21 protein-coding genes are annotated in these 22,814 nt (G+C 71.2%); 9 read left to right on the top strand and 12 right to left on the bottom strand.

Annotation, left to right across the window (positions count from 1 at the left end):
• Positions 1-10: 10 nt before the first annotated feature.
• Together BKD26_RS11955 and BKD26_RS11950 are read right to left on the bottom strand one after the other, a co-directional pair.
• Entirely contained in the window at positions 11-673 is a 663-nt protein-coding gene (locus tag BKD26_RS11955) for a hypothetical protein (RefSeq protein WP_084897828.1), read from the bottom strand.
• A gap of 37 nt (positions 674-710) precedes the next feature.
• The gene (locus tag BKD26_RS11950) at positions 711-1,895 is read right to left on the bottom strand and encodes a class I SAM-dependent methyltransferase (protein WP_084898011.1); all 1,185 of its coding nucleotides are present in this window, start codon (positions 1,893-1,895) and stop codon (positions 711-713) included.
• A 91-nt stretch (positions 1,896-1,986) separates the two neighbouring features.
• On the opposite strand from BKD26_RS11950, the gene BKD26_RS11945 reads away from it, so the two are divergent.
• The 3 genes from BKD26_RS11945 (at position 1,987) to groL (ending at position 5,223) form a co-directional block, all read left to right on the top strand.
• Positions 1,987-2,955 carry a polysaccharide deacetylase family protein gene (locus tag BKD26_RS11945; RefSeq protein WP_084897827.1) on the top strand — a complete coding sequence of 323 codons (969 nt, stop codon included), beginning with the start codon at positions 1,987-1,989 and terminating at the stop codon, positions 2,953-2,955.
• Between the two features lie 215 nt (positions 2,956-3,170).
• Positions 3,171-3,479: a co-chaperone GroES gene (gene groES, locus BKD26_RS11940; RefSeq protein ID WP_010471835.1), complete on the top strand. Its 309-nt coding sequence runs from the start codon at positions 3,171-3,173 to the stop codon at positions 3,477-3,479.
• Between the two features lie 115 nt (positions 3,480-3,594).
• On the top strand, positions 3,595-5,223 hold the full coding sequence (groL, locus tag BKD26_RS11935; RefSeq protein WP_084897826.1) for a chaperonin GroEL: 1,629 nt from the start codon (positions 3,595-3,597) through the stop codon (positions 5,221-5,223).
• Between the two features lie 70 nt (positions 5,224-5,293).
• Here groL and BKD26_RS11930 read toward each other — a convergent pair whose 3' ends face one another.
• The 7 genes from BKD26_RS11930 to BKD26_RS11900 form a co-directional block, all read right to left on the bottom strand.
• Positions 5,294-6,337: a hydroxyacid dehydrogenase gene (locus BKD26_RS11930; RefSeq protein WP_084897825.1), complete on the bottom strand. Its 1,044-nt coding sequence runs from the start codon at positions 6,335-6,337 to the stop codon at positions 5,294-5,296.
• 41 nt (positions 6,338-6,378) lie between these two features.
• Positions 6,379-7,296, bottom strand: coding sequence for a carbohydrate ABC transporter permease (locus BKD26_RS11925; RefSeq protein WP_179166511.1), 918 nt, complete (start codon positions 7,294-7,296; stop codon positions 6,379-6,381).
• The gene (locus BKD26_RS11920; protein WP_241518610.1) at positions 7,293-8,327 is read right to left on the bottom strand and encodes a sugar ABC transporter permease; all 1,035 of its coding nucleotides are present in this window, start codon (positions 8,325-8,327) and stop codon (positions 7,293-7,295) included. Before BKD26_RS11920 ends, BKD26_RS11925 begins: the two co-directional genes overlap by 4 nt.
• Positions 8,328-8,331: 4 nt before the next feature.
• A complete protein-coding gene (locus tag BKD26_RS11915) occupies positions 8,332-9,657 on the bottom strand; it encodes a sugar ABC transporter substrate-binding protein (protein ID WP_084897824.1) in 1,326 nt (441 codons plus the stop codon).
• 102 nt (positions 9,658-9,759) lie between these two features.
• Positions 9,760-10,935, bottom strand: coding sequence for a substrate-binding domain-containing protein (locus BKD26_RS11910; RefSeq protein ID WP_084897823.1), 1,176 nt, complete (start codon positions 10,933-10,935; stop codon positions 9,760-9,762).
• Positions 10,936-11,126: 191 nt separating this feature from the next.
• Positions 11,127-11,900, bottom strand: coding sequence for an SDR family oxidoreductase (locus tag BKD26_RS11905; protein ID WP_084897822.1), 774 nt, complete (start codon positions 11,898-11,900; stop codon positions 11,127-11,129).
• 113 nt (positions 11,901-12,013) lie between these two features.
• Positions 12,014-12,685 (bottom strand): MOSC domain-containing protein, encoded by a 672-nt coding sequence (locus tag BKD26_RS11900; protein WP_084897821.1) that lies wholly within the window; start codon positions 12,683-12,685, stop codon positions 12,014-12,016.
• 81 nt (positions 12,686-12,766) lie between these two features.
• Between BKD26_RS11900 and BKD26_RS11895 the strand changes: the two genes are divergently transcribed.
• Positions 12,767-13,660 (top strand): LysR family transcriptional regulator, encoded by an 894-nt coding sequence (locus BKD26_RS11895; RefSeq protein ID WP_084897820.1) that lies wholly within the window; start codon positions 12,767-12,769, stop codon positions 13,658-13,660.
• A 167-nt stretch (positions 13,661-13,827) separates the two neighbouring features.
• Here the strand turns inward: BKD26_RS11895 and BKD26_RS11890 are convergent, their stop codons facing one another.
• On the bottom strand, positions 13,828-14,148 hold the full coding sequence (locus BKD26_RS11890) for a WhiB family transcriptional regulator (protein WP_084897819.1): 321 nt from the start codon (positions 14,146-14,148) through the stop codon (positions 13,828-13,830).
• 390 nt (positions 14,149-14,538) lie between these two features.
• Here BKD26_RS11890 and BKD26_RS11885 point away from each other — a divergent pair, with 390 nt between their 5' ends.
• The 4 genes from BKD26_RS11885 to BKD26_RS11870 all read left to right on the top strand — a co-directional run bounded on the left by BKD26_RS11885 (position 14,539) and on the right by BKD26_RS11870 (position 18,847).
• A complete protein-coding gene (locus BKD26_RS11885; protein WP_003948568.1) occupies positions 14,539-15,150 on the top strand; it encodes a response regulator transcription factor in 612 nt (203 codons plus the stop codon).
• A gap of 233 nt (positions 15,151-15,383) precedes the next feature.
• Positions 15,384-15,971 (top strand): sigma-70 family RNA polymerase sigma factor, encoded by a 588-nt coding sequence (locus BKD26_RS11880; RefSeq protein WP_073753561.1) that lies wholly within the window; start codon positions 15,384-15,386, stop codon positions 15,969-15,971.
• A 142-nt stretch (positions 15,972-16,113) separates the two neighbouring features.
• The gene (guaB, locus tag BKD26_RS11875) at positions 16,114-17,616 is read left to right on the top strand and encodes an IMP dehydrogenase (RefSeq protein ID WP_084897818.1); all 1,503 of its coding nucleotides are present in this window, start codon (positions 16,114-16,116) and stop codon (positions 17,614-17,616) included.
• A 106-nt stretch (positions 17,617-17,722) separates the two neighbouring features.
• Positions 17,723-18,847, top strand: a complete 1,125-nt coding sequence (locus tag BKD26_RS11870) for a GuaB3 family IMP dehydrogenase-related protein (RefSeq protein WP_073753565.1) — start codon at positions 17,723-17,725, stop codon at positions 18,845-18,847.
• A gap of 85 nt (positions 18,848-18,932) precedes the next feature.
• Here BKD26_RS11870 and BKD26_RS11865 read toward each other — a convergent pair whose 3' ends face one another.
• Positions 18,933-19,418 (bottom strand): hypothetical protein, encoded by a 486-nt coding sequence (locus BKD26_RS11865; protein ID WP_084897817.1) that lies wholly within the window; start codon positions 19,416-19,418, stop codon positions 18,933-18,935.
• A gap of 143 nt (positions 19,419-19,561) precedes the next feature.
• Positions 19,562-20,803 (bottom strand): nucleotide sugar dehydrogenase, encoded by a 1,242-nt coding sequence (locus tag BKD26_RS11860; protein WP_084897816.1) that lies wholly within the window; start codon positions 20,801-20,803, stop codon positions 19,562-19,564.
• A 254-nt stretch (positions 20,804-21,057) separates the two neighbouring features.
• On the opposite strand from BKD26_RS11860, the gene BKD26_RS11855 reads away from it, so the two are divergent.
• Entirely contained in the window at positions 21,058-22,764 is a 1,707-nt protein-coding gene (locus tag BKD26_RS11855; RefSeq protein WP_084897815.1) for a glycerol-3-phosphate dehydrogenase/oxidase, read from the top strand.
• Positions 22,765-22,814 lie beyond the last annotated feature (50 nt).

The following is a 22,814-nucleotide window of genomic DNA, read 5'->3' as shown; positions in this document are numbered from 1 at the left end:
GCGGCCCGCCTCAGGCCGGCCTGGTGCGGTGGTGCTCGGCCATGTGCGCCTGGCCGAGTTCGACGACGACCTCCAGGGTGGCCGGGGCGGCGGCGGGGGCGTACGCGTGGAAGGCGGTGGTGAAGGCCGTGGACCGCTCGCACAGCGCGAGGGCCTGCAGGGCCTGGGTGACGATCGGGACGAGCTCGCGGTCGCACAACGGGTGTTCGCCGTCGATGCGTTCCTGGAAGGCGCTGTCGAACGAGTCGTGCTCGCCGAGGTAGGCCCACAGGTCCAGGTCCCGCAGCAGCGGGAACCTGGCCTCCGCCTCCCACCTGGCCAGGGGCACCGCGTCGTAGTCCGGCTCGCCCTCGCGGTCGGCGAGGCGCAGCAGCAGGGCCAGATCCGTCATGAACGCGGGTACGGTCCTGTCGCCGGCGGCGGCGGTCCACACGGCGCGCGCGGCCGGCGGGCAGCTGTCGAAGAAGGCGTCGGTGAACGTCACCGCCATGTAGTCGAGTTGCGAGGCGAGCGGCTGCAAGGGGTGGCGCCAGCGCGGGTCCCAGTGCTCGGTCAGCAGGATCCGGTTGAGTCGCAGGACTTCCCACTCCAGCGCATCGCCGGGGCCGGCGGCCAGACCGACCAGCTGGAAGAGCGGGCCGCTGGTGAATATCCCCTCGGGGTGCAGTGCCATCGTCGTGACCGCCCTACCGCCCTACCGCCCTACCGCCCTACCGCCCTACCGCACCGGCCGGCCGGCCGAGCAGCATCGTCGGCGCCCCCGCCACGCGGGTCAGGAACACCGTGGCCGCGTTCGGGCCCTTGGGCTTGAGCTTGCGGCGCAGTTCCTCCGGTTCGACCGCCGAGCCGCGCTTCTTCACCGTCAGGGTGCCCACTTCCCGTTCGCGCAGCAGGGCCTTCAGCTTCTTGAGGTTGAAGGGCAGCTCGTCGGTGATCTCGTACGCGGTGGCGTACGGGGTGGGGCGCGGCTCGGCCGCCGTGATGTACGCGATCGTCTCGTCGACCAGGCCGCCGCCGAGCTCCTCGGCGACCTCCGCGACCAGGTGCGCGCGGATGACGGCGCCGTCCGGCTCGTACAGGAAGCGGCCGACGGGGCGGACGGGCGGGTTGGGCAGGCCCCGGCCGGTGAGGGTGTGCGGGCCGGGCAGGAGGGTCGCGGTGATCGTGCCGGGACGGGTGCCGAACCACAGCACCGCCTCCTTCACATCGCCGCCGTCGGAGACCCACTCAGCCTCGGCCTCCGGCGGGATCGTCTCGTGCGGGATGCCGGGGGCGATCTTCAGCGCGGCGTGCGGGGCCTTGCGGGCCGCGTCGATCGCCCAGGAGAGGGGCGGGGAGTACGCCTCCGGGTCGAACACGCGCCCCCTGCCGCCGCGCCGTGCCGGGTCGACGAAGACCGCGTCGTACGGGGAGGTGTCGACCTCCGTGACGTCCGTACAGCGCACCTCGATCAGGTCGGCGAGGCCCAGCGCGGCGGCGTTCGCGCGGGCGGCCTCGGCCGTCAGCGGGTCGCGGTCGACGGCGAGGACCCGGATGCCGGCGCGGGCGAGCGCGATCGCGTCGCCGCCGATCCCGCTGCACAGGTCGGCGACGCTGCGTACGCCGAGGCGGGCGAAGGCGGCGGCGCGGTGCTCGGCGACCGTCCTGCGGGTGGACTGTTCGACGCCGCCGGGCGTGAAGTACATCCGGTGCGCGTCCTGCTCGCCGAACTTCGCCACCGCCCGCTGCCGCAGCCGGGCATGCGTGATCGCCGCCGTGACCAGGTCGGCGGGGTGCTCGCGGCGCAGCCGGGAGGCGACCGCCAGCTCCTGGGAGGGGGTGTAGTCGCGCAGGGCGGTGAGCAGGGTCTGGCCCTCGTCGGTGAGGAGCGCGGAGAAGGCGGCGAGATCGGTCACCCGGCCCATTGTGGGCCAGGCGGGGGATGGTGCGCGTCAGGCGGCGGTGTCGGCCGGTGGTCGGGGCGGCGCGCTGACAGGATGCGGCGCCATGCAGCTAGTACGACAAAAAGGTCAAACAGTAAGCAAGCGGGCACGTGTTCTGCTCGCCGCCCTGGTCGTCGCGGCGCTCGGTTCCGCCTGTGCGGCGGAAACCGGCACCCGTGGCGTGGGAGCGGGGCCGGGAGCGGGTCCTGCGGCGGGCGGCGGCACGGTCGAGCCCGCCGCAGGCCAGCAGCCCCAGCAGCCGCGCGACGCGGCCGGCGCCCTCACCGCGTACGTGGAGAAGATCAGGCGCGCCCAGGCCGCCCGCGCCCTCGCCGCCAGGAAGTGGGGCCTCAAAGCCGCCCCTCTGGCTGCCCCTCCGCCCCCCGCGGCGGCCGACAAGCCGCACCTCACCTTCCGCAAGGGCTTCGGGGTCGGCGACCCCACCCTCCCGCCCGTCTTCACCACCGTCCCGACCACGGAACGCATCGTGTTCCTGACGATCGACGACGGCGCCGAAAAGGACCCCGAGCTGCTGAGGATGATGGACGAACTGGACATCCCCTACAGCGCCTTCCTCAGTGACTACCTGGTCAAGGAGGACTACGGCTACTTCAAGCGGATGCAGGACAAGGGCGTGGCCCTGCACAACCACACCCTCAACCACCGCTACATGCCCGCCCTTTCGTACGCGGAGCAGAAGCGCGAGATCTGCGGGCAGCAGGACACCATCGAGAAGCGGTTCGGCAAGCGGCCGCCGCTCTTCCGCCCGCCCTACGGCAACTACAACGCCGACACCCTCCGCGCCGCGCAATCGTGCGGCGTCAGAGCCGTGCCCCTATGGGCGGCCGAAGCTTTTCCCGACCATATGGAGTGGCGCGAGTGGGACCGGGACCTGCATCCCGGTGACATCATCCTCACCCACTTCCGGGGCAGGGAGGACTGGAACGGCTCCATGCCGGACATGATCCGGCAGGTGATGGACGTCGTCACGGCCAAGGGGTACGCGGTGGCCAGGCTGGAGGACTACGTATGAGCCGCCCGTACGGCCGCTATCACGCCACGACCGGGCGGTGAATTGGCACTCCGCTTGACCGAGTGCTAATCGCGGTCATAGTCTCGGCTCTGGCACTCCCCACCGGAGAGTGCCAACACAGCGACGGGCAGGTCCGGCACCCGCGACGACGGATCCACCTGGTCGCCACCTCAGACAGTTAACCCCGTGAGATCTCCGAAGGGGGAGGTCGGATCGTGACGACCACCAGCTCCAAGGTTGCCATCAAGCCGCTCGAGGACCGCATCGTGGTCCAGCCGCTCGACGCCGAGCAGACCACGGCCTCTGGCCTGGTCATCCCGGACACCGCCAAGGAGAAGCCCCAGGAGGGCGTCGTCCTGGCCGTGGGCCCGGGCCGCTTCGAGAACGGCGAGCGCCTGCCGCTCGACGTCAAGACCGGCGACATCGTGCTGTACAGCAAGTACGGCGGCACCGAGGTGAAGTACAGCGGCGAGGAGTACCTCGTCCTCTCGGCTCGCGACGTGCTCGCGATCGTCGAGAAGTAAGTCACCCGAGCAAGATTGCTTTGAGCTGCGCCCCTGGCCCCCGCTGATGACACATTGCCGGGCGGCGAGGGGCGCGGTTCGTCAACCAGAGTTCCGAGAGGGCTGAATCGCTCCCATGGCGAAGATCCTGAAGTTCGACGAGGACGCCCGTCGCGCCCTTGAGCGCGGCGTCAACAAGCTTGCCGACACGGTCAAGGTGACGATCGGCCCCAAGGGCCGCAACGTCGTCATCGACAAGAAGTTCGGCGCACCGACCATCACCAACGACGGTGTCACGATCGCCCGCGAGGTCGAGATCGAGGACCCGTACGAGAACCTCGGCGCCCAGCTGGTGAAGGAGGTGGCGACCAAGACCAACGACATCGCGGGTGACGGCACCACCACCGCCACCGTCCTGGCCCAGGCGCTGGTCCGCGAGGGTCTGCGCAACGTCGCCGCGGGCGCCTCCCCGGCCGCCCTGAAGAAGGGCATCGACGCCGCGGTCAAGGCCGTCTCGGACGAGCTGCTCGCCTCGGCCCGCCCGATCGACGACAAGGCCGACATCGCCGCCGTGGCCGCGCTCTCCGCGCAGGACCAGCAGGTCGGCGAGCTCATCGCCGAGGCGATGGACAAGGTCGGCAAGGACGGTGTCATCACCGTCGAGGAGTCCAACACCTTCGGCCTGGAGCTGGACTTCACCGAGGGCATGGCCTTCGACAAGGGCTACCTGTCCCCGTACATGGTCAGCGACCAGGAGCGTATGGAGGCCGTCCTCGACGACCCGTACATCCTGATCCACCAGGGCAAGATCGCCGCGATCACCGACCTGCTCCCGCTGCTGGAGAAGGTCATCCAGGCCGGCTCCTCCAAGCCGCTCCTGATCATCGCCGAGGACGTCGAGGGCGAGGCCCTGTCGACCCTGGTCGTCAACAAGATCCGCGGCACGTTCAACGCCGTCGCGGTCAAGGCCCCCGGCTTCGGCGACCGCCGCAAGGCGATGCTCGGCGACATGGCCGCCCTCACCGGCGCCACCGTCATCGCCGAGGAGGTCGGCCTCAAGCTCGACCAGGCCGGTCTGGACGTGCTGGGCACCGCCCGCCGCGTCACCGTCACCAAGGACGACACGACGATCGTCGACGGCGGCGGCAAGTCCGAGGACGTGGCCGGCCGCGTCGCGCAGATCAAGTCCGAGATCGAGACCACGGACTCCGACTGGGACCGCGAGAAGCTCCAGGAGCGCCTCGCGAAGCTGGCCGGCGGCGTGTGCGTGATCAAGGTCGGCGCCGCCACCGAGGTGGAGCTGAAGGAGAAGAAGCACCGCCTGGAGGACGCCATCTCCGCGACCCGCGCCGCGGTCGAGGAGGGCATCGTCTCCGGTGGTGGCTCCGCGCTCGTCCACGCCGTCAAGGTGCTGGACGGCAACCTCGGCAAGGAGGGCGACGAGGCCACCGGTGTCGCCGTCGTCCGCCGCGCCGCCGTCGAGCCGCTGCGCTGGATCGCCGAGAACGCGGGCCTCGAGGGCTACGTCATCACCTCCAAGGTGTCCGAGCTCGACAAGGGCCAGGGCTTCAACGCCGCCACCGGCGAGTACGGCGACCTGGTCAAGGCCGGCGTCATCGACCCGGTCAAGGTCACCCGCTCGGCCCTGGAGAACGCCGCCTCCATCGCCTCCCTGCTGCTCACGACCGAGACCCTGGTCGTCGAGAAGAAGGAAGAGGAGCCGGCGGACGCGGGCCACGGCCACGGTCACGGCCACTCCCACTGACGCCTGCCTGAGCGTTACGAGGCCCGGTGCCCCCGTCGCGGGGGCACCGGGCCTCGGTCGTTTCCCAGAGCTAGGCCGAGCGGCTCAGCTGCGACGGCCGCACCGGATCCTCGAACGGCGCGCCCTTCACGTACCGCTCCAGCTCGTCCAGCGCCTGGTCCGCCATGCGGTGCAGCTCATTGCCGAGCGAGCCCGCGATGTGCGGGGTGAGCAGGACGTTGGGGAGGGTGTAGAGCGGGGAGTCGGGCGGCGGGAGTTCGGGGTCGGTGACGTCGAGTACGGCGTGGAGACGGCCCGTGGTGAGGTGCGGGAGCAGGGCGGCCTCGTCGACCAGGGAGCCGCGCGAGGTGTTGACGAGCGTGGCCCCGTCCGGCATGAGGGCCAGCTGTCCGGCGCCGATCATATGGCGCGTGGACGGCAGTTGCGGGGCGTGGATGGAGACGGTGTCGGAGCGGGCGCACAGCTCGTCCAGGCCGGCCGGGACGGCGCCGAGCGCCGCGGCCTCGTCGAGGGTGACGTACGGGTCGTACAGCAGCACCTGTACGTCGAAGGGCCGCAGCAGTTCGATCACGCGGCGACCGATGCGGGACGCGCCCACGATGCCGACCGTGCGGCGGTGGTTGCCGCTGTCGGCCAGCTCGCTCAGCCAGTCGTGGTCGGCGCGCAGCTCCGCGTACCGCCGCGCGGCGCGCAGGACGCGCTTGCCGGCCAGCAGGATGGTGGCGAGCGTGTACTCGGCGACGGGCAGGGCGTTGGCCGCCGCCGCCGAGGTCACCGCGATGCCGCGCTCCCAGCAGGCGTCGGTGACATGGTGCTTGACGGACCCGGCGGCGTGGACGACGGCGCGGAGGCGCGGGGCACGGTCCAGGACGGCCGGGGTGAGCGGGGTCGCGCCCCAGCAGGTGAACAGCACCTCCGCCTCGGCGAGCGCGACGGCGACGCGGGGCGTGGGGGTGGCCAGGTCGTGGGCGACCAGGTGCGGGTCGGTGCGCGCGAGGGCGGCGAGGCGGGCGCGGTGGGCGTCGGTGAGCAGGCGCCCGGCGATGCCGGGGCCCATGGCCAGCAGGACGGCGGGGCGCTGCTCGGAGGGCCGATTGTCAGTGGCGTGGTGCATGGTGGGACCTGAGCTCCTCAACGGCGGCACGGGCGGCGGCCTCACTTGACGCTGCCGGCGGTCAGACCGGCCTTCCAGTGGCGCTGGAGCGAGACGAAGGCGACGACCAGGGGGACGACGGCGAGCAGGGAGCCGGTGACGACGAGGGGGTAGAAGTCGGGTTCGGCGCGGGCGTTGCTGTTCCATGCGTACAGGCCGAGGCTCAGGGGGAAGAGCCGCTGGTCCGAGAGCATCACCAGGGGGAGGAAGAAGTTGTTCCAGATGGCGGTGAACTGGAAGAGGAAGACGGTCACGAAGCCCGGCATGATCATGCGCAGCCCGATCGACCAGAAGGCGCGCAGCTCGCCGGCCCCGTCGATACGGGCGGCTTCCAGGGCCTCGTTCGGGATGTATCCGGCGCTGAAGACGCGGGCGAGGTAGACGCCGAACGGGTTGACCAGGGCGGGGATGAGCACGGCCCAGTAGGTATTGACGAGGCCCGTCCTGCTGGCGAGCAGGTACATGGGCAGGGCGAGCGCGGTGGTCGGGACCAGCACGCCCATCAGGACGGCACCGAAGAGCTTCTCCTTGCCCCGGAATTCGTACTTGTCGAAGGCGTAGCCCGCGGCGACGCAGATCAGCGAGCAGGCCAGCGCCCCGCCGGCCGCGTACAGCAGGCTGTTGAGGTACCAGCGGAAGTACACCCCGTCGCCGTACTCGGCGAGCCGGGTGAGGTTGCCGGCGAGGTCGAAGCCCTCGAAGGAGAAGGCGTTTCCGGCCAGCAGCCCGCCCGCGTCCTTGGTGGCGGCGGTGACGAGCCAGACGAGGGGGAAGAGCATGTAGGCGGCGGACAGCAGCAGGGCGCCGTTGACTGCGGTCTGGGACAGCCAGCGGCTCGGCGGCCGGCGGGCGGACGAGGTGCTCACTGTTGCCGGGGCGGTGGGGCGCGCGGGCGGTGTGGTGGTGACGGTCGCGCTCATGCCTGCTTCTCCTTCCGGTCCTGCTTCCGGTCCTGCTTCCGGCGGCCGGTGAGGCGGGTGACGGCGAAGGACAGGAGCGCGGCGGTGAGCGCGAGGAGGACGGATGCGGCGGCCGCGAGTCCGTAGTCGTTGCGGTCGAAGGCCGCGGTGTACGCGTACATGTTCGGCGTCCAGGTGGAGGTGACGGCGGAGCCCGTGCCCTTGTTGAGGATGAGCGGCTCGGTGAACAGCTGGAGCGAGCCGATGACGGTGAACAGCGCGACCATCGCCAAGGAGGCCCGGATGAGCGGGAGTTTGATGCTGAACGCGGTGCGCCAGGCACCTGCCCCGTCGACCGTCGCGGCTTCGAGAACGGAGCGGTCGATGGCCTGGAGGGCCGCGTAGAAGATGACCATGTTGTAGCCGAGCCATTCCCACAGCGCGATGTTGACCACGGAGGGGAGGGCGCCCTCGGGAGAGAAGAAGTCGAAGCCGATGCCGCCCGACTCCATGGCCTTCACCACCGGGCTGAGCTGGGGCGTGTAGAGGTACACCCAGATCAGCGCGGCGATGATGCCGGGCACGGCGTGCGGCAGGAACAGCGCCAGCTGGAAGAAGCGGCGGGCGCGGGCGAGCGCCGAGTCGAGCAGCAGGGCGAGGCCGAGGGCCCCGGCGAGCAGCAGCGGAATGTAGAACAGGCAGTATCCGAGCAGGACGCCGAAGCCCTCGCGGAAGGCCCGGTCGCCCAGCGCCGCCAGGTAGTTGTCGAGGCCGCTGAAGACGGTCTCGGTGCCGCCGAAGCCCAGCCCCGACTGCTTCTCGGTGAACAGGCTGAGCCAGACCGCGTATCCGATCGGCACCACCATCACCGCGGTGAACAGGACGAAGAAGGGGGTCAGGAGGACGGCGGCGGCGCCGGTACGGGCGCGGCCACCAGTACGGCGGCTGCCGGTGGCCGCGGTGGCCGCGGTGGCCGCGGTCCCCGCCGGAGTGGCGTGGGCGGCAGGGGCGGCCGGTGCGGCGGTGGCGGCGGGGGCGACGCGGGCCTTCATCGGGTCAGCCCTCGACCTTCAGGCCGCGCTTCTTCAGCTCGGCGACGGTCGCGTCGTGCCCGGTCTTCACGGCGTCGGCGAGGGTGGTGCCGCCGTTCGCGACCTTGCCGAGCTGGTCCTTGATGGCGAGGTTGGTGGTTCCGGTGGCCGGGCCCCAGGTCCAGTTGGGGTTGATGGAGGCGCCGGCCTGCTCGAAGAGCTGGTAGATGTCCTGGCCGCCGAAGTACCCGGCGTCGAAGGCCTTCTTGGCGACGGGGCGCAGGGCGGTGGCGGCCGGGAAGGCGCTGGAGGTGCCGGAGGCTATCCGGGCCTTGACACCCTCCTCGGTGGTGGCCATCCAGGTGGCGAACTCGACCGCCGCCTCCGCCTTCTTGCTGTCCTTGGTCACGGCGAAGGTGGAGCCACCGACCATGCCGCTGGCGGGCTTGCCGTCCCAGGAGGGCATCGGGGCGACGGCCCACTTGCCGCTCTGCTCGGGCAGGGTGCCCTTGAGGACGCCCGCACCCCAGGAGGCGCCGAGGTAGCCGATGGTGGTGCCGTTCTTCAGGGAGCCGGTCCACTCGGGGCTGAAGGAGGCGTTGTTGTGGACCAGGTCGGCGTCGAGCAGACCCTGCCAGTAGGCGGTGACCTTGTTGGTGGCGGCGTCGGTGGTGTCGACCTTCCAGGTGTCGCCCTCGGCCTTGAACCACTGGGCGCCGGCCTGCCAGGCCATCGCCTCGAAGCTGGTCGGGTCGTCGGGGAAGAAGGTGGCGATCCGGGCCTTGGCGTCGGCCTTCTTCACCTTCTCGGCCGCCGCCTTGAACTCGTCCCACGTCTTGGGGACGTCGACGCCGTACTTCGCGAACAGGTCCTTGCGGTAATAGAAGGCCTGCGGCGCGGCGTCGAAGGGGACGGCCCAGTTCTTGCCGCCGAGGGTGGTGAGTTCGAGGGCCTGCGGGAGCAGCTTGCCCTTGACGTCGTCCGGCAGGTGGGCGCCGATGTCCTGCAGTGAGCCCTGGCTGACGAACTCGGGCAGCGACGGGTACTCGATGGCGACGAGGTCGGGGGCGTTGCCGGCCTTCACGGCGTTGGAGATCTTGGCGTACCCGCCGGCGTTGCCGGAGGGGATCTCCTCGAAGGTCACCCGGATGTTCTTGTGGGAGGCGTTGAACGCGTCGACCACGTCCTTCGAGCCCTTGGCCCAGCCCCAGAAGGTGAGGGTCACGGGCTTGCCGTCGGCCCCGGGGGCCGAGGCGTCGTCACCGCTGCCGCCGCCGCACGCCGTGAGCAGGGCGAGGGCGGTGGCAGTGGCGGCTATGGCGGGGGACGTTCTGCTCCAACTGCGGCTCATGGCGGGGCTCCTGAACGAACGGCGACACGGAAGGTGTGGCCGTGATGATTGAGCCACTCGTGAGCGAAGTCAAGAGCGAAAGATTGATTGATCGAAAATAGATCAGTCCGGTTTCGGTTGTCCCGCCCCGCACGAGGCCCGCACCCGCAGCCGGGGCAAGAGCGTCACATGCCGCCGGGGATCCTCCTCGGGCCGTCCGTCCGGCCCCTCGACGGGACCCTCGCCACCGCCCTCGGCGCGGTCGGCCGCCGCCTGTGCGAGCCGCTCGACCAGCAGTTCCGTGGCCAGTCGGCCCACCTGCCGCTTCGGCGGGGCGACCGCTGTCAGCGGGGTGTCGGCGAGGGCGGCGACCTCGTCGTCGTACGCGATCAGCGCCAGGTCCTCCGGCACGCGCACGCCCAGCTCGGCGAGGCGCTGCACCATCTGGATGGCGTCCACGTCGTTGTGCACCAGGGCCGCGGTGGCCGCGCCCGACGCGACCGCCGAGTGCAGCGCCCGGACCGCCGCCTCGAACCCCTCCGGATGCAGTTCGGACGGCACCGAGTCGATCACCGGGCCGGGCTCACCCAGCCCCAGCGCGCCCAGCGCCTCCGCGTACCCCGACCGCACCGCCAGCGCGGTCGGGCTGTCCGCGCGGGCCACCAGCAACGGTGACCGGTGCCCGAGCCCCACCAGGTGGCGCACGGCCAGGACGACCCCGTGCCGGTGGTCGGACGACACCCGGTCGAGCGCGTCCAGCGCCGAACCGGGCGTGGCGCGCCGCTCCAGCAGCACCGCGGGCACCGGCAGCTCGGCGATCCAGTCGCTGTGTTCGGCCTGGTCGCCCGGCGCCCGCCAGCCCGGCGCCACCAGCAGCCCCTCCGCCCCCGCGGCCAGCAGGCCCTCGGTGCGGGCCCGGTCGTCCTCCGGCCGGTAGTCGGAGATCCGCAGGATCAGCCGCGCCCCGGCCCTGGCCGCCGCCTCGCGCGCACCACGGATCACCTCGGCGAAGTAGTACGTCGCCGACGGCGCGAGCAGCCCCAGCACCGGGCCGCTGCCCGGCGCCGCGGCCGCCGGCTCCCCGCCCGCGCGCCGCTCGGCCCCGCCCTGCCCCCGGGGCCACGAGACCTGGCCGTGCACCCGGTCCAGCAGCCCCTTCGCGGCCAGCGCCTCCACGTCCCGGCGTGCGGTCACGGGAGAGACGCCCAGCTGCGCGGCGAGGTCCGAGACCCGTGCCGTGCCGCGCTCCCGCACCAGGGCCAGCAGACGGTCGTGACGTTCAACAGCACTCTCGCGCACGGTGGAAGTCCCCCTCGAGGTGTGGTGGATCGGTCGAGCGGTGCCCGTCGTCAGACCCTAATCCACCCGCGAACCCAATCTGATCGAATGGCAAGATCTTCGATCATTCGTTCCGTAACTCTTGACGTTCGATCACCGCTGCCTTCATGATTCCCGGACGAAAAGAGGCGCGTCGCAGTAGTGAGAGGGGGCTACTGCGGCCCGTACTTGCGCCCCGCGCGCGAGCTCACGCCCCCGAGCACGCTGCGCGGCACCAGCTTCACCACACCCATCAGCGCCTTGTAGCGCGGGTCGGGAATCGACAGCGTCCTGCCCCGCGCCAGATCCGCCAGCGCCGCGGCCACCAGTTTGTCGGCGTCCAGCCACATCCAGCCCGGGATGTTGTCCGTCCCCATTCCCGCCCGCTCGTGGAACTCCGTACGCACGAAGCCCGGGCACAGCGCCATCAGCCGCACCCCGCTCCCCGCCAGGTCGCGCGCCGCGCCCTGGGTGAACTGCACGACCCACGCCTTCGACGCCCCGTACGTGCCACGCGGTACGAACGCGGCCACCGACGCGACGTTCACCACGCCGCCGCGCCCCCGGTCCCGCATCGACGCCGTCGCGGCCGCCGTCAGCCGCAGCACCGCCTCGCAGTGCACCTTCAGCATCTTCAGTTCGTCGGCCATGGACACATCCAGGAACCGGCCCTTGTTGCCGAACCCGGCGTTGTTGATCAGCAGGTCCACCGGCCGCTTCGGGTCCGACAGGCGCGCCTCCACGGCCGCGATGCCGTCCTCCCCGGCCAGGTCGGCCGCCAGGACCTCGGCCTCGATCCCGTGCCGGTCGTGCAGCTCGGTCGCTTGTTCCCGGAGCCGCTTCACATCCCGGGCCACCAGCACCACGTCGCGGCCGTCCGCCGCCAGCCGCCGCGCGAAGGCGGCCCCGATTCCCGCCGTCGCGCCCGTAATCAGTGCAGTCGTCATACGCGGCACGTTAGTGCCCCGCGCGGAGAAAGCCGTGCGCGGTCTCATGGGGCGGCGGACGGGCCACCGTACATGTACGGAGTATCAGGATCCGCCGCCCCGCCATCATGGATTCACGCGCTACGGGCCGTCTTCGCGACGTACGTGAGCGCCGCCTCGCGCAACTCCGGGTCCAGCGCCTCGCCCGCCGCGAGCGTGCGGGGCAGCAGCTCCCGCTGGAGCGTGGACGCTCGGAAGACCAACTCCACCGTCACGTCGTGGTCCGGCCGGTGCACGACCTCGATCGCATCGCCCGCGCGGATCTCCCCCGGCTCGACGACCCTGAGGAAGGGGCCGGGCGCGGCCCGCCGCGTGAACCGCCTGACCCAGCCCTTCTCGCCCAGCCAGCCGGCGAACGTACGGCACGGGATGCGCACGGACGCGACCTCCACAACCGCCGACCCGATCCGCCAACGCTCTCCTATGAGCGCGGCGTTGACATCGATCCCGGAGGTGGTGAGGTTCTCCCCGAACGCGCCGTTGGCCAGCGGGTGCCCCAACTCCCCCTGCCAGTAGTCCAGGTCCTCGCGCGCGAAGGCGTACACCGCCTGGTGGTTCCCGCCGTGGAAGCGCAGGTCGCAGACCGCGTCCCCCGCCACGCCGCTCGCCCCCTCGCCCTTCGGCCCCGGATCGGCCACCCGCACGGGGCCGTCGACCGGCCGCTTGTCGATGCCCGTCGTGCCGCTCGGCGCATCGGTGTATTCCACGGCCTTCGGCCGCCCCACATTGACGGTGAGAACTCTCATGACCTCACGCTAGCCCTGAGCCCCCTCAAAGCAGCAGGTGGATATTTCGCGCGCGGCCCAAGCCAGCCTTATATTCAAAGGGTGATCGAAGCCCGTCATCTGCGCGTCCTCCGCGCCGTCGCCGCCACCGGTTCCTTCTCCGCGGCCGCGCGCGAACTGGGCTGCACCCAGCCCGCGGTCAGCCAGCAGATGAAGGCCCTCGAATCGTCCGCGGGTACGCCGCTGCTGATCCGTACGGGCCGGGAAATGCGGCTGACCCAGGCCGGCGAGGCGCTCGTACGCCATGCCTCCGGCATCCTCGCGGGCCTCACCGCCGCCGAGGAGGAGATCGCCGCCATCGCGGGCCTGCGCGCCGGACGCGTCCGGCTGGTGTCGTTCCCCAGCGGCAGTTCCACCCTCGTCCCGAACGCCCTCGCCGCACTCCGCGCGGCCCACCCCGGCACCCGGGTCTCGCTCGTCGAGGCCGAGCCGCCCCGCTCGGTCGAGATGCTCCGCGACGGCGACTGCGACGTGGCGCTCGCCTTCCGCTACCGCCCGGCCGTCGCGGAGTGGGACGACCTCGTCGTACGCCCGCTCCTCGCCGACCGCCTGGTCGGCCTGGTCCCGGAGGGGCACCGCCTCGCGGACGCCGGGGCCGTGGCCATCGGGGAGCTGGCCGAGGAATCGTGGATCGCGGGCTGCCCGCGCTGCCGCCGCCAGCTCGTGGAGGTGTGCGAGGGTGCCGGTTTCACCCCGCGCATCGACTTCGCGACCGACGACTACCCGGCGGTGATCGGACTGGTCGGCGCGGGCCTCGGGGTCGCGGTACTGCCCGAGCTGGCCATCCGCTCGGTACGCCCCCGGGGCGCGAGGACGGTGGCGGTGGAACCGGCCGTCGAGCGGGAGATCGTCGCCCTCACCCTCCCCGACCTGGCCAAGGTCCCGGCGGTCGCGGCCACCCTCGACCAGCTGACGCGCGCGGCCGCCCTGGCGTAAACCCGCTCCACGCGCGCGTGGGCCCCGCCGGCCGCAGGACGAATCAGTAGGACGAACCACGGGACGAACCAGAGGGGCGGCCCGGGCGGCCGCCCCTGCAGGGCCTTGCGGGGGTCGGGAATGGGGAGTCGGGGCCGGGAGGCGGGAGCCGGTGCAGAAACGTTCCTTCAGGCCCGGGCCGGTGTCCCGGACGACGTCGTGATGAGACGGTTGCGGGCTCGTCCCATGAGTTCCTCGCGCTCGTCCTCGGTGAGGCCGCCCCATACGCCGTAGGGCTCCCGCACGGCCAGCGCGTGGGCCGCGCACTGTGCGCGGACCGGGCACCGCATGCAGACCTCTTTCGCCGAGTTCTCGCGCGCACTCCGCGCCGCGCCGCGCTCCCCCTCGGGGTGGAAGAAGAGCGAACTGTCGACCCCCCGGCAGGCCGCGAGCAGCTGCCAGTCCCACAGGTCGGCGTTGGGTCCGGGAAGGCGGGAGAAATCTGCCATAGCGCATGTCCCCTTGGTTCCGGTACTGAGCGGGTGAGTGGGCTGATACAGCCACGACCGTACAACTACTGTCTAAGTAGATGTAAATATGACTCATTGCGAATCTAGCCACAGACACTGACAAAGTGAAGGAAAAGCCGCTAAATGGGGCATAGCTCTGGGTGAACCAATGGTGACCTGCGTCGCTCTCCTCCGTACGCGCTCCCTCACGTAGAGTGCCGAAGGTGGAGGGCGTACCCGTAACTCTTTCGAGTGACCGTCGTTGAGAGTGCGGAGGCGGTTGAAAGAACAAGCGCTCGGGCAGATGTCCGGGGGCGTCAACCGCACAGGTGACGATACGTAACCAGCCTGGAGGCTCAAGGTGACGCGCATCAGCTGCGGAGGACGGCCATGACATCCGTCCTCGTCTGCGACGACTCCCCGCTTGCCCGAGAAGCGCTCCGCCGCGCCGTCGCGACGGTGCCCGGCGTCGAGCGTGTGACGACCGCGGCCAACGGCGAGGAAGTCCTCCGCCGCTGGGGCGCGGACCGCTCGGACCTGATTCTGATGGACGTACGCATGCCCGGTCTGGGCGGCGTGGAGACCGTCCGCCGGCTGCTCTCCGCGGACCCCGGCGCCCGCATCATCATGCTCACCGTCGCCGAGGACCTGGACGGGGTGGCGCTCGCCGTCGCCGCCGGCGCCCGTGGATACCTGCACAAGGACGCCTCGCGCGCCGAGCTGCGGGCCACGGTCACCCAGGCGCTCGCCGACCCGACCTGGCGGCTCGCCCCGCGCCGGCTGCGCTCGGCCGAGATGGGCGCCGCGCCCACCCTCACCGCGCGCGAGATCCAGGTGCTGGAGGGGATGAGCCACGGCCGTTCCAACGCGGAGATCGGCCGCGAGCTCTTCCTCTCCGAGGACACGGTCAAGACGCACGCCAGAAGGCTCTTCAAGAAGCTGGGCGCATCGGACCGGGCGCACGCCGTCGCGCTCGGATTCCGCTGGGGCCTGGTGCGCTAGCGCGTGACCGTAGCGATCCCCGTCCGCCGCCCGGCGGACGGGGCGGCGGAGGCCCGATATCTGTTTCCGGCGCGATGCCGCATCCTTGAAGGGTGGAGTTCCTCGGGGACGAGTCGATCGAGCGGCAGGGGAGGGCGCAGGAGATGACGTCCGGCGCACCTGCTCATAACGCTTCGGTGCACAACAGTGGACGCGGTGCCGCGGACCAACAGCCGCCAAGGCACCATGGACCGATGCGCGACGACGAGGCGGCCCATGCCCACGGGGCCATCGGTGCACTCGTACACCGTGCGGTCGAAGGCGACGAGCAGGCCACGCACGATCTCCTGGCCCACGTCCACCCCCTGGCCCTGCGGTACTGCCGTACGCGGCTGAACCGCCTGCCCGGTGACGCGCGCCACTTCGTCGAGGACCTGGCCCAAGAGGTCTGCGTCGCCGTGCTGATGGCCCTGCCGCGCTACAAGGACACCGGGCGCCCCTTCGAGGCGTTCGTGTTCGCCATCGCCGGCCACAAGGTCGCCGATCTCCAGCGGGCCGCCATGCGGCACCCCGGCTCCACCGCCGTGCCCTCCGACGAGATGCCCGAGCGGCCCGACGACTCCCTCGGCCCCGAGGAGCGTGCGCTGCTCAGCGACGACGCGGAGTGGGCCAAGCGCCTGCTCGCCAACCTCCCGGAGAACCAGCGCGAGCTGCTGGTGCTGCGGGTCGCGGTCGGCCTGACCGCCGAGGAGACCGGCCAGATGCTCGGCATGTCCCCCGGGGCGGTACGGGTGGCGCAGCACCGCGCGCTCAGCCGGCTCCGGGCGCTCGCCGAACAGTGAGCCGCGTGAACGGGCGCGCACGGGTGCGTCCGTACGTGTGAACGTACAAACCTTCTGGGTGATCTTGCTCGTGGAATGAGACACGCCCGCAGGCCGTTAGCATGGACATCCGCACCGAGCAAGGCCATTTGGGGAAGGTGTCATGACTGCCAACGTCGACGGAGTGCCCGAGAAATTCGCGACACTCGGGCTGACCTACGACGACGTGCTGCTGCTGCCGGGCGCGTCCGACATGGCGCCCGACCAGATCGACACTTCCTCGTACATCTCCAAGAACGTACGGGTGAACATCCCGCTGCTGTCCGCCGCCATGGACAAGGTCACCGAGGCCCGGATGGCGATCGCCATGGCCCGGCAGGGCGGCGTCGGTGTCCTCCACCGCAACCTGTCCATCGCCGACCAGGCCAACCAGGTCGACCTGGTCAAGCGCTCCGAGTCCGGCATGGTGACCGACCCGATCACCGTCCACCCGGACGCGACGCTGGCCGAGGCCGACGCCATCTGCGGCAAGTTCCGCATCAGCGGCGTCCCCGTCACCGACAAGGGTGGCAAGCTCCTCGGCATCGTCACCAACCGCGACATGGCCTTCGAGACCGACCGCAGCCAGCAGGTGCGCGACGTCATGACCCCCATGCCGCTGGTCACCGGCAAGGTCGGCATCTCCGGCGTCGACGCCATGGAGCTGCTGCGCCGCCACAAGATCGAGAAACTGCCGCTGGTCGACGACGCGGGCATCCTCAAGGGCCTCATCACCGTCAAGGACTTCGTCAAGGCGGAGAAGTACCCGCAGGCCGCCAAGGACAAGGAAGGCCGGCTGCTCGTCGGCGCCGCCGTCGGTGTCGCGGGTGACGCCTTCGAGCGCGCCCAGGCGCTGATCGAGGCGGGCGTCGACTTCATCGTCGTCGACACCGCGCACGGCCACTCCCGGCTGGTCGGCGAGATGGTCGCCAAGATCAAGTCGAACGCGACGGTGGACGTCATCGGCGGCAACGTCGCCACCCGCGACGGCGCCCAGGCCCTGATCGACGCCGGCGTCGACGGCATCAAGGTCGGGGTCGGCCCCGGCTCCATCTGCACCACCCGCGTGGTCGCCGGTATCGGCGTCCCCCAGGTCACCGCCATCTACGAGGCCTCCCTCGCCGCCAAGGCGGCGGGCGTCCCGGTCATCGGCGACGGCGGCCTGCAGTACTCCGGAGACATCGCCAAGGCCCTCGTCGCGGGCGCCGACACGGTGATGCTGGGCTCGCTGCTCGCGGGCTGCGAGGAGTCGCCGGGCGAGCTGATGTTCATCAACGGCAAGCAGTTCAAGTCGTACCGCGGCATGGGGTCCCTCGGCGCCATGCAGTCCCGTGGCGAGCAGCGGTCCTTCTCCAAGGACCGGTACTTCCAGGAGGGCGTCGCCTCCGACGAGAAGCTGGTGCCCGAGGGCATCGAGGGCCAGGTGCCCTTCCGCGGCCCGCTGTCCGCGGTCGTCCACCAGCTGGTCGGCGGCCTGCGCCAGTCGATGTTCTACGTCGGCGGGCGCACCGTTCCCGAGCTCCAGGAGCGCGGCCGGTTCGTCCGGATCACGTCGGCGGGCCTCAAGGAGAGCCACCCGCACGACATCCAGATGACGGTCGAGGCGCCGAACTACAGCAGGAAGTAGTACGCACCTGTGTGAGGGGCGGTCCCGGCATACGGCCGGGAACCGCCCCTCGCGCGCGTGTCGGGGATACTGGTAGGCGCAGACGTAGAGGGAAAGGCCACACATCGTGACTGAGATCGAGATCGGGCGCGGCAAGCGCGGCCGCAGGGCGTACGCGTTCGACGACATCGCCGTCGTACCGAGCCGGCGCACCCGGGACCCGAAGGAGGTCTCGATCGCCTGGCAGATCGACGCCTACCGCTTCGAGCTGCCGTTCCTGGCCGCTCCCATGGACTCGGTGGTCTCCCCGCAGACCGCCATCCGCATCGGCCAGCTGGGAGGCCTCGGCGTCCTCAACCTCGAGGGCCTGTGGACCCGGTACGAGGACCCGCAGCCGCTGCTGGACGAGATCGCCGAGCTCCCCACGGAGACCGCGACCCGCCGTCTGCAGGAGATCTACGCGGCCCCGATCCAGGAGGAGCTGATCGGGCAGCGCATCAAGGAGGTGCGCGACTCGGGCGTGGTCACCGCGGCCGCCCTCTCCCCGCAGCGCACCGCCCAGTTCTCCAAGGCCGTCGTCGACGCCGGTGTGGACATCTTCGTCATCCGCGGGACCACCGTCTCCGCCGAGCACGTCTCGGGCGCCGCCGAGCCGCTGAACCTGAAGCAGTTCATCTACGAGCTGGACGTTCCCGTCATCGTCGGCGGCTGCGCCACCTACACCGCCGCCCTGCACCTGATGCGTACGGGCGCGGCGGGCGTCCTCGTCGGCTTCGGCGGCGGCGCCGCGCACACCACCCGTAACGTGCTGGGCATCCAGGTCCCGATGGCCACCGCCGTCGCGGACGTCGCGGCCGCGCGCCGGGACTACATGGACGAGTCCGGCGGCCGGTACGTCCACGTCATCGCGGACGGCGGCGTGGGCTGGTCCGGCGACCTGCCCAAGGCCATCGCGTGCGGCGCCGACTCGGTGATGATCGGCTCCCCGCTCGCGCGGGCGACCGACGCGCCGGGCAAGGGCCACCACTGGGGCATGGAGGCCGTCCACGAGGACGTGCCGCGCGGCAAGCTGGTCGACCTCGGCATCGTCGGTACGACCGAGGAGATCCTGGCCGGCCCGTCGCACTCGCCGGACGGGTCGATGAACTTCTTCGGCGCGCTGCGCCGTGCGATGGCGACGACGGGCTACAGCGAGCTCAAGGAGTTCCAGCGCGTCGAGGTCACCGTCGCGGACGCCCAGCACAAGCGCTGACGCCGCACCGTTTCTGCTGCGCGGTTTCTGCCGCGAAGGGGCCCGCACCGGACGACGGTGCGGGCCCCTTCGGCGTACGCCGTTCCTAGGAGTTGGCCTTCTTGGCGCCCGCGAAGGCGGTGACCGCGGCGAGGGCGAGGAAGAGGTACGTCATGCCGTCCGCGGCTTCCTTCCACGCGTCCGTCAGCGTCCCGAAGTCCTCCAGGAGGATCTCGGGGGCGGACCCGCCGACGAGGTTGCTGAAGATGACCGCTATCACGACCAGCTGGCCGAGGTAGACGGCACCGACCGACAGGATGGCGGCGATGACGGGCAGCGCGGGGTTGCGGCCACCGACCTTCGCGGCGGCGAAGCCGACCAGGAAGCCGACGCCGACCGCGGCGTACCCGATCTCGCGCTCGATCGCGCCACCGATGGCGCCGTACGCCACGGCGGCGACGAGAGCGGCCACAAGGGCGACCACCAGGCCGAGCGCGACATTGTTCCGCGCGGGGGCCGGCGCGGGCGCGGGCGGGTACGGGGCCTGACCTGCGGCGAACGGGTTGCCGGGCGGCGGGGTGGGCTGGCTCATGCTGGGAATCCCCCTGGGATGGTTTTCACAGGTCTGTACGCATTTGTCTGCGCATAAGATCGCTGTGAGTTCAGAGGGCCGGAGACTAGCAGGCCGATCCGACAATCGGGCCGGGCTTTTCTCCGTGATGTCGCCCGGGCCCGTTACAGACGGTGGGCCGCGCCCGCCGGGGTGACCCCGCGGGTGTCCAGGAGGAGCTGGGCCTTCACGGCCAGCCCCTGGAGGTCGTACGTACGGTGCTGCTGGAGCAGGACCGTCAGATCGGCCGCGGCGGCCGCCTCGTACAGGGAATCCGCCCGGGGGACGGGCAGGTCGCGGACGCGCCAGTCGGCGACGTACGGATCGTGGTAGCTGACCACCGCGCCCATGTCCATCAGGCGGCGGGCGATCTCGGTCGCGGGGGAGCCCTCCTGGTCGGCCAGGTCCGGCTTGTAGGTGACGCCGAGCAGCAGGACGCGCGCGCCGCGCGCGGACTTGCCGTGCTCGTTGAGGAGCGTGGCGCAGCGCTGGATGACGTACTGCGGCATGCGTTCGTTGACCTGCCCCGCGAGCTCCACCAGGCGCAGCGGGCGGTGGGGGCCGATCGTGTCGACGGGCACGCCGTGGCCGCCGACGCCGGGGCCGGGGCGAAAGGCCTGGAACCCGAAGGGTTTGGTCTCGGCGCACCGGATGACGTCCCACAGGTCGACGCCCAGGTCGTGGCAGAGCACCGCCATTTCGTTGACCAGGGCGATGTTGACGTGGCGGAAGTTGGTTTCCAGCACCTTGACGGTCTCGGCCTCGCGCGTGCCGCGGGCCCGTACGACCTTGTCGGTGAGGCGGCCGTAGAAGGCGGCGGCGGATTCCGTGCAGGCGGGGGTGAGGCCGCCGATGACCCTGGGGGTGTGGGCGAAGTCGTGGGCGCGGTTGCCGGGGTCGAGGCGGCCGGGGGAGTACGCGAGGTGGAAGTCGCGGCCGGCGGTGAGGCCCGAGCCTTCTTCGAGCAGCGGACGCAGCACGTCCTCGGTGGTGCCGGGGTGGACGGGTGATTCGAGCAGGACGGTGGTGTTGGGGCGCAGCCGGGCGGCCAGTGCGCGCGCCGCCTCGGCGACGGCGGTGAGGTCCGGTGTGCGGTCGGTGCCGACGGGGGTGGGGGTGCAGATGACGGCGGTACGGACCCGGCCCAGTTCGGTGGGGTTGGTGGTCGGCCGGAAGCCCCCCGAGAGCATCCGGCGGATCTCCGAGGCGGTGAGCGAGCCGTCGACCGGTGGCCGGCCGGCCGCCAGCTCCGCCACGGGGCGCGGGTCGGTGTCGTAGCCGATGGTGTCGATACCGGCGGCTGTGGCGGCTTGGGCGAGGGGCAGTCCGAGGTGGCCGAGGCCGATGACGGCGAGGTCTGCGGGCATGGGTGATGCCGTCCTTCCCAGTAGCCGGAGTGGACGAGACGCGCAAGTCCTGTGGACAGAACGAGCGCAGCGCAATGTCAGACTAGGCGTAAATATGACCGTTATGCAGCATTGCAAGCCGCGGTTCCGCCGAGTGTTGTCCACAGGCGGTGGCTGAAGTCGGAGGGCCGGGACAGAATCGAGTCTGTGAGCCCGACCACACGGGGCCCATTCGGGGACCATACGGGACCACACGGGGGCGACGGGAGGCAGCGGTGAGGACAGCGACACTGGGACCCGCCGAGCGCGCCGAGGCGCTGGCGGCCATGGCCGATCGTGAACTGGACGTGCTGGTCGTGGGCGCCGGAGTCGTCGGCGCCGGGACGGCTCTCGACGCGGCGACACGCGGCCTCGCCACCGGACTGGTGGAGGCCCGCGACTGGGCCTCGGGTACCTCCAGCCGGTCGAGCAAACTGATCCACGGCGGGCTGCGCTATCTGGAGATGCTGGACTTCGTGCTCGTACGGGAAGCACTCAAGGAGCGCGGGCTGCTGCTGGAGCGGCTGGCCCCGCACCTGGTGAAACCGGTGCCCTTCCTCTATCCGCTGCAGCACAAGGGCTGGGAGCGGCTCTACGCCGGCACGGGCGTCGCGCTGTACGACGCGATGTCCGTCTCCTCCGGACACGGGCGCGGACTGCCCGTGCACCGGCACCTGTCACGGCGGCAGGCACTGCGCGTGGCGCCGGCGCTGAAGAAGGACGCCCTGGTCGGGGCGTTGCAGTACTACGACGCGCAGATGGACGACGCGCGGTTCGTGGCGACGCTCGTGCGGACGGCCGCGAGCTACCGCGCGCACGTCGCCAGCCGGGCACGCGTCATCGGCTTCCTGCGCGAGGGGGAACGCGTTGTCGGTGCCAGGGTGCAGGATGTGGAGGCGGGCGGCGAGTACGAGGTCCGGGCCAAGCAGGTCGTCAACGCGACCGGGGTGTGGACGGACGACACGCAGGCCCTGATCGGGGAGAGGGGGCAGTTCCACGTACGGGCGTCGAAGGGCATCCACCTGGTCGTGCCCAAGGACCGGATCCACTCGAGCACCGGCCTGATCCTGCGCACCGAGAAGTCCGTGCTGTTCGTCATCCCCTGGGGCCGCCACTGGATCGTGGGGACGACCGACACCGACTGGGACCTGGACAAGGCGCACCCGGCCGCCTCCAGCGCCGACATCGACTACCTGCTGGAGCATGTGAACAGCGTGCTGGCGGTGCCGCTCACCCGCGACGACGTGCAGGGCGTGTACGCGGGCCTGCGGCCGCTGCTGGCCGGCGAGTCCGACGCGACGAGCAAGCTGTCCCGCGAACACACGGTCGCCCATCCGGTGCCGGGCCTGGTCGTCGTGGCGGGGGGCAAGTACACGACGTACCGGGTGATGGCCAAGGACGCGGTCGACGAGGCGGTGCACGGCCTCGACACGCGGGTGGCCTCCTGCGTCACCGAGGACGTGCCGCTGCTGGGCGCCGAGGGATACCGGGCCCTGTGGAACGCGCGCGCCCGGATCGCCGCCCGGACGGGACTTCACGTCGCCCGCGTGGAGCACCTGTTGAACCGGTACGGCTCGCTGGTCGAGGAACTGCTGGAACTGATCGTCGCCGACCCCAAGCTCGGCGAACCGCTGGGCGGCGCCGACGACTACCTGCGGGCCGAGGTCGTCTACGCCGCGTCCCACGAGGGCGCCCGGCACCTGGACGACGTACTGACCCGGCGCACCCGCATCTCCATCGAGACCTTCGACCGCGGAACGCGCAGCGCGCGGGAGTGCGCGGAACTGATGGCACCGGTACTGGGCTGGGACGAAGGGCACATCGAGAAGGAGGTGGAGCACTACGAGAAACGGGTGGAAGCGGAGCGCGAGTCCCAGCGCCAGCCGGACGACCTGACAGCGGACGCCGCCAGGCTGGGCGCACCGGACATCGTGCCGCTCTAGAGGCGGCGGCGGCCTCAGAGGTCTGAGCTCCGGGAGCCGAGGGCCTGCGG

The sequence above is a fragment of the Streptomyces sp. CB03238 genome, from assembly GCF_002099185.1.
GTDB lineage: Bacteria > Actinomycetota > Actinomycetes > Streptomycetales > Streptomycetaceae > Streptomyces.
This window is presented reverse-complemented; position numbering and strand designations above follow the sequence as displayed.

Excerpts from the sequence above, each read along its gene's own strand:
- BKD26_RS11880 (WP_073753561.1), top strand. The coding sequence starts at position 15,384 with ATGCGCGACGACGAGGCGGCCCATGCCCACGGGGCCATCGGTGCACTC.
- BKD26_RS11890 (WP_084897819.1), bottom strand. The coding sequence starts at position 14,148 with ATGGCAGATTTCTCCCGCCTTCCCGGACCCAACGCCGACCTGTGGGAC.
- BKD26_RS11920 (WP_241518610.1), bottom strand. The coding sequence starts at position 8,327 with ATGAAGGCCCGCGTCGCCCCCGCCGCCACCGCCGCACCGGCCGCCCCT.
- BKD26_RS11860 (WP_084897816.1), bottom strand. The coding sequence starts at position 20,803 with ATGCCCGCAGACCTCGCCGTCATCGGCCTCGGCCACCTCGGACTGCCC.
- guaB (WP_084897818.1), top strand. The coding sequence starts at position 16,114 with ATGACTGCCAACGTCGACGGAGTGCCCGAGAAATTCGCGACACTCGGG.
- BKD26_RS11955 (WP_084897828.1), bottom strand. The coding sequence starts at position 673 with ATGGCACTGCACCCCGAGGGGATATTCACCAGCGGCCCGCTCTTCCAG.
- BKD26_RS11945 (WP_084897827.1), top strand. The coding sequence starts at position 1,987 with ATGCAGCTAGTACGACAAAAAGGTCAAACAGTAAGCAAGCGGGCACGT.
- BKD26_RS11905 (WP_084897822.1), bottom strand. The coding sequence starts at position 11,900 with ATGACGACTGCACTGATTACGGGCGCGACGGCGGGAATCGGGGCCGCC.
- BKD26_RS11865 (WP_084897817.1), bottom strand. The coding sequence starts at position 19,418 with ATGAGCCAGCCCACCCCGCCGCCCGGCAACCCGTTCGCCGCAGGTCAG.
- BKD26_RS11925 (WP_179166511.1), bottom strand. The coding sequence starts at position 7,296 with ATGAGCGCGACCGTCACCACCACACCGCCCGCGCGCCCCACCGCCCCG.
- BKD26_RS11885 (WP_003948568.1), top strand. The coding sequence starts at position 14,539 with ATGACATCCGTCCTCGTCTGCGACGACTCCCCGCTTGCCCGAGAAGCG.
- BKD26_RS11915 (WP_084897824.1), bottom strand. The coding sequence starts at position 9,657 with ATGAGCCGCAGTTGGAGCAGAACGTCCCCCGCCATAGCCGCCACTGCC.
- BKD26_RS11900 (WP_084897821.1), bottom strand. The coding sequence starts at position 12,685 with ATGAGAGTTCTCACCGTCAATGTGGGGCGGCCGAAGGCCGTGGAATAC.
- BKD26_RS11930 (WP_084897825.1), bottom strand. The coding sequence starts at position 6,337 with ATGCACCACGCCACTGACAATCGGCCCTCCGAGCAGCGCCCCGCCGTC.
- groL (WP_084897826.1), top strand. The coding sequence starts at position 3,595 with ATGGCGAAGATCCTGAAGTTCGACGAGGACGCCCGTCGCGCCCTTGAG.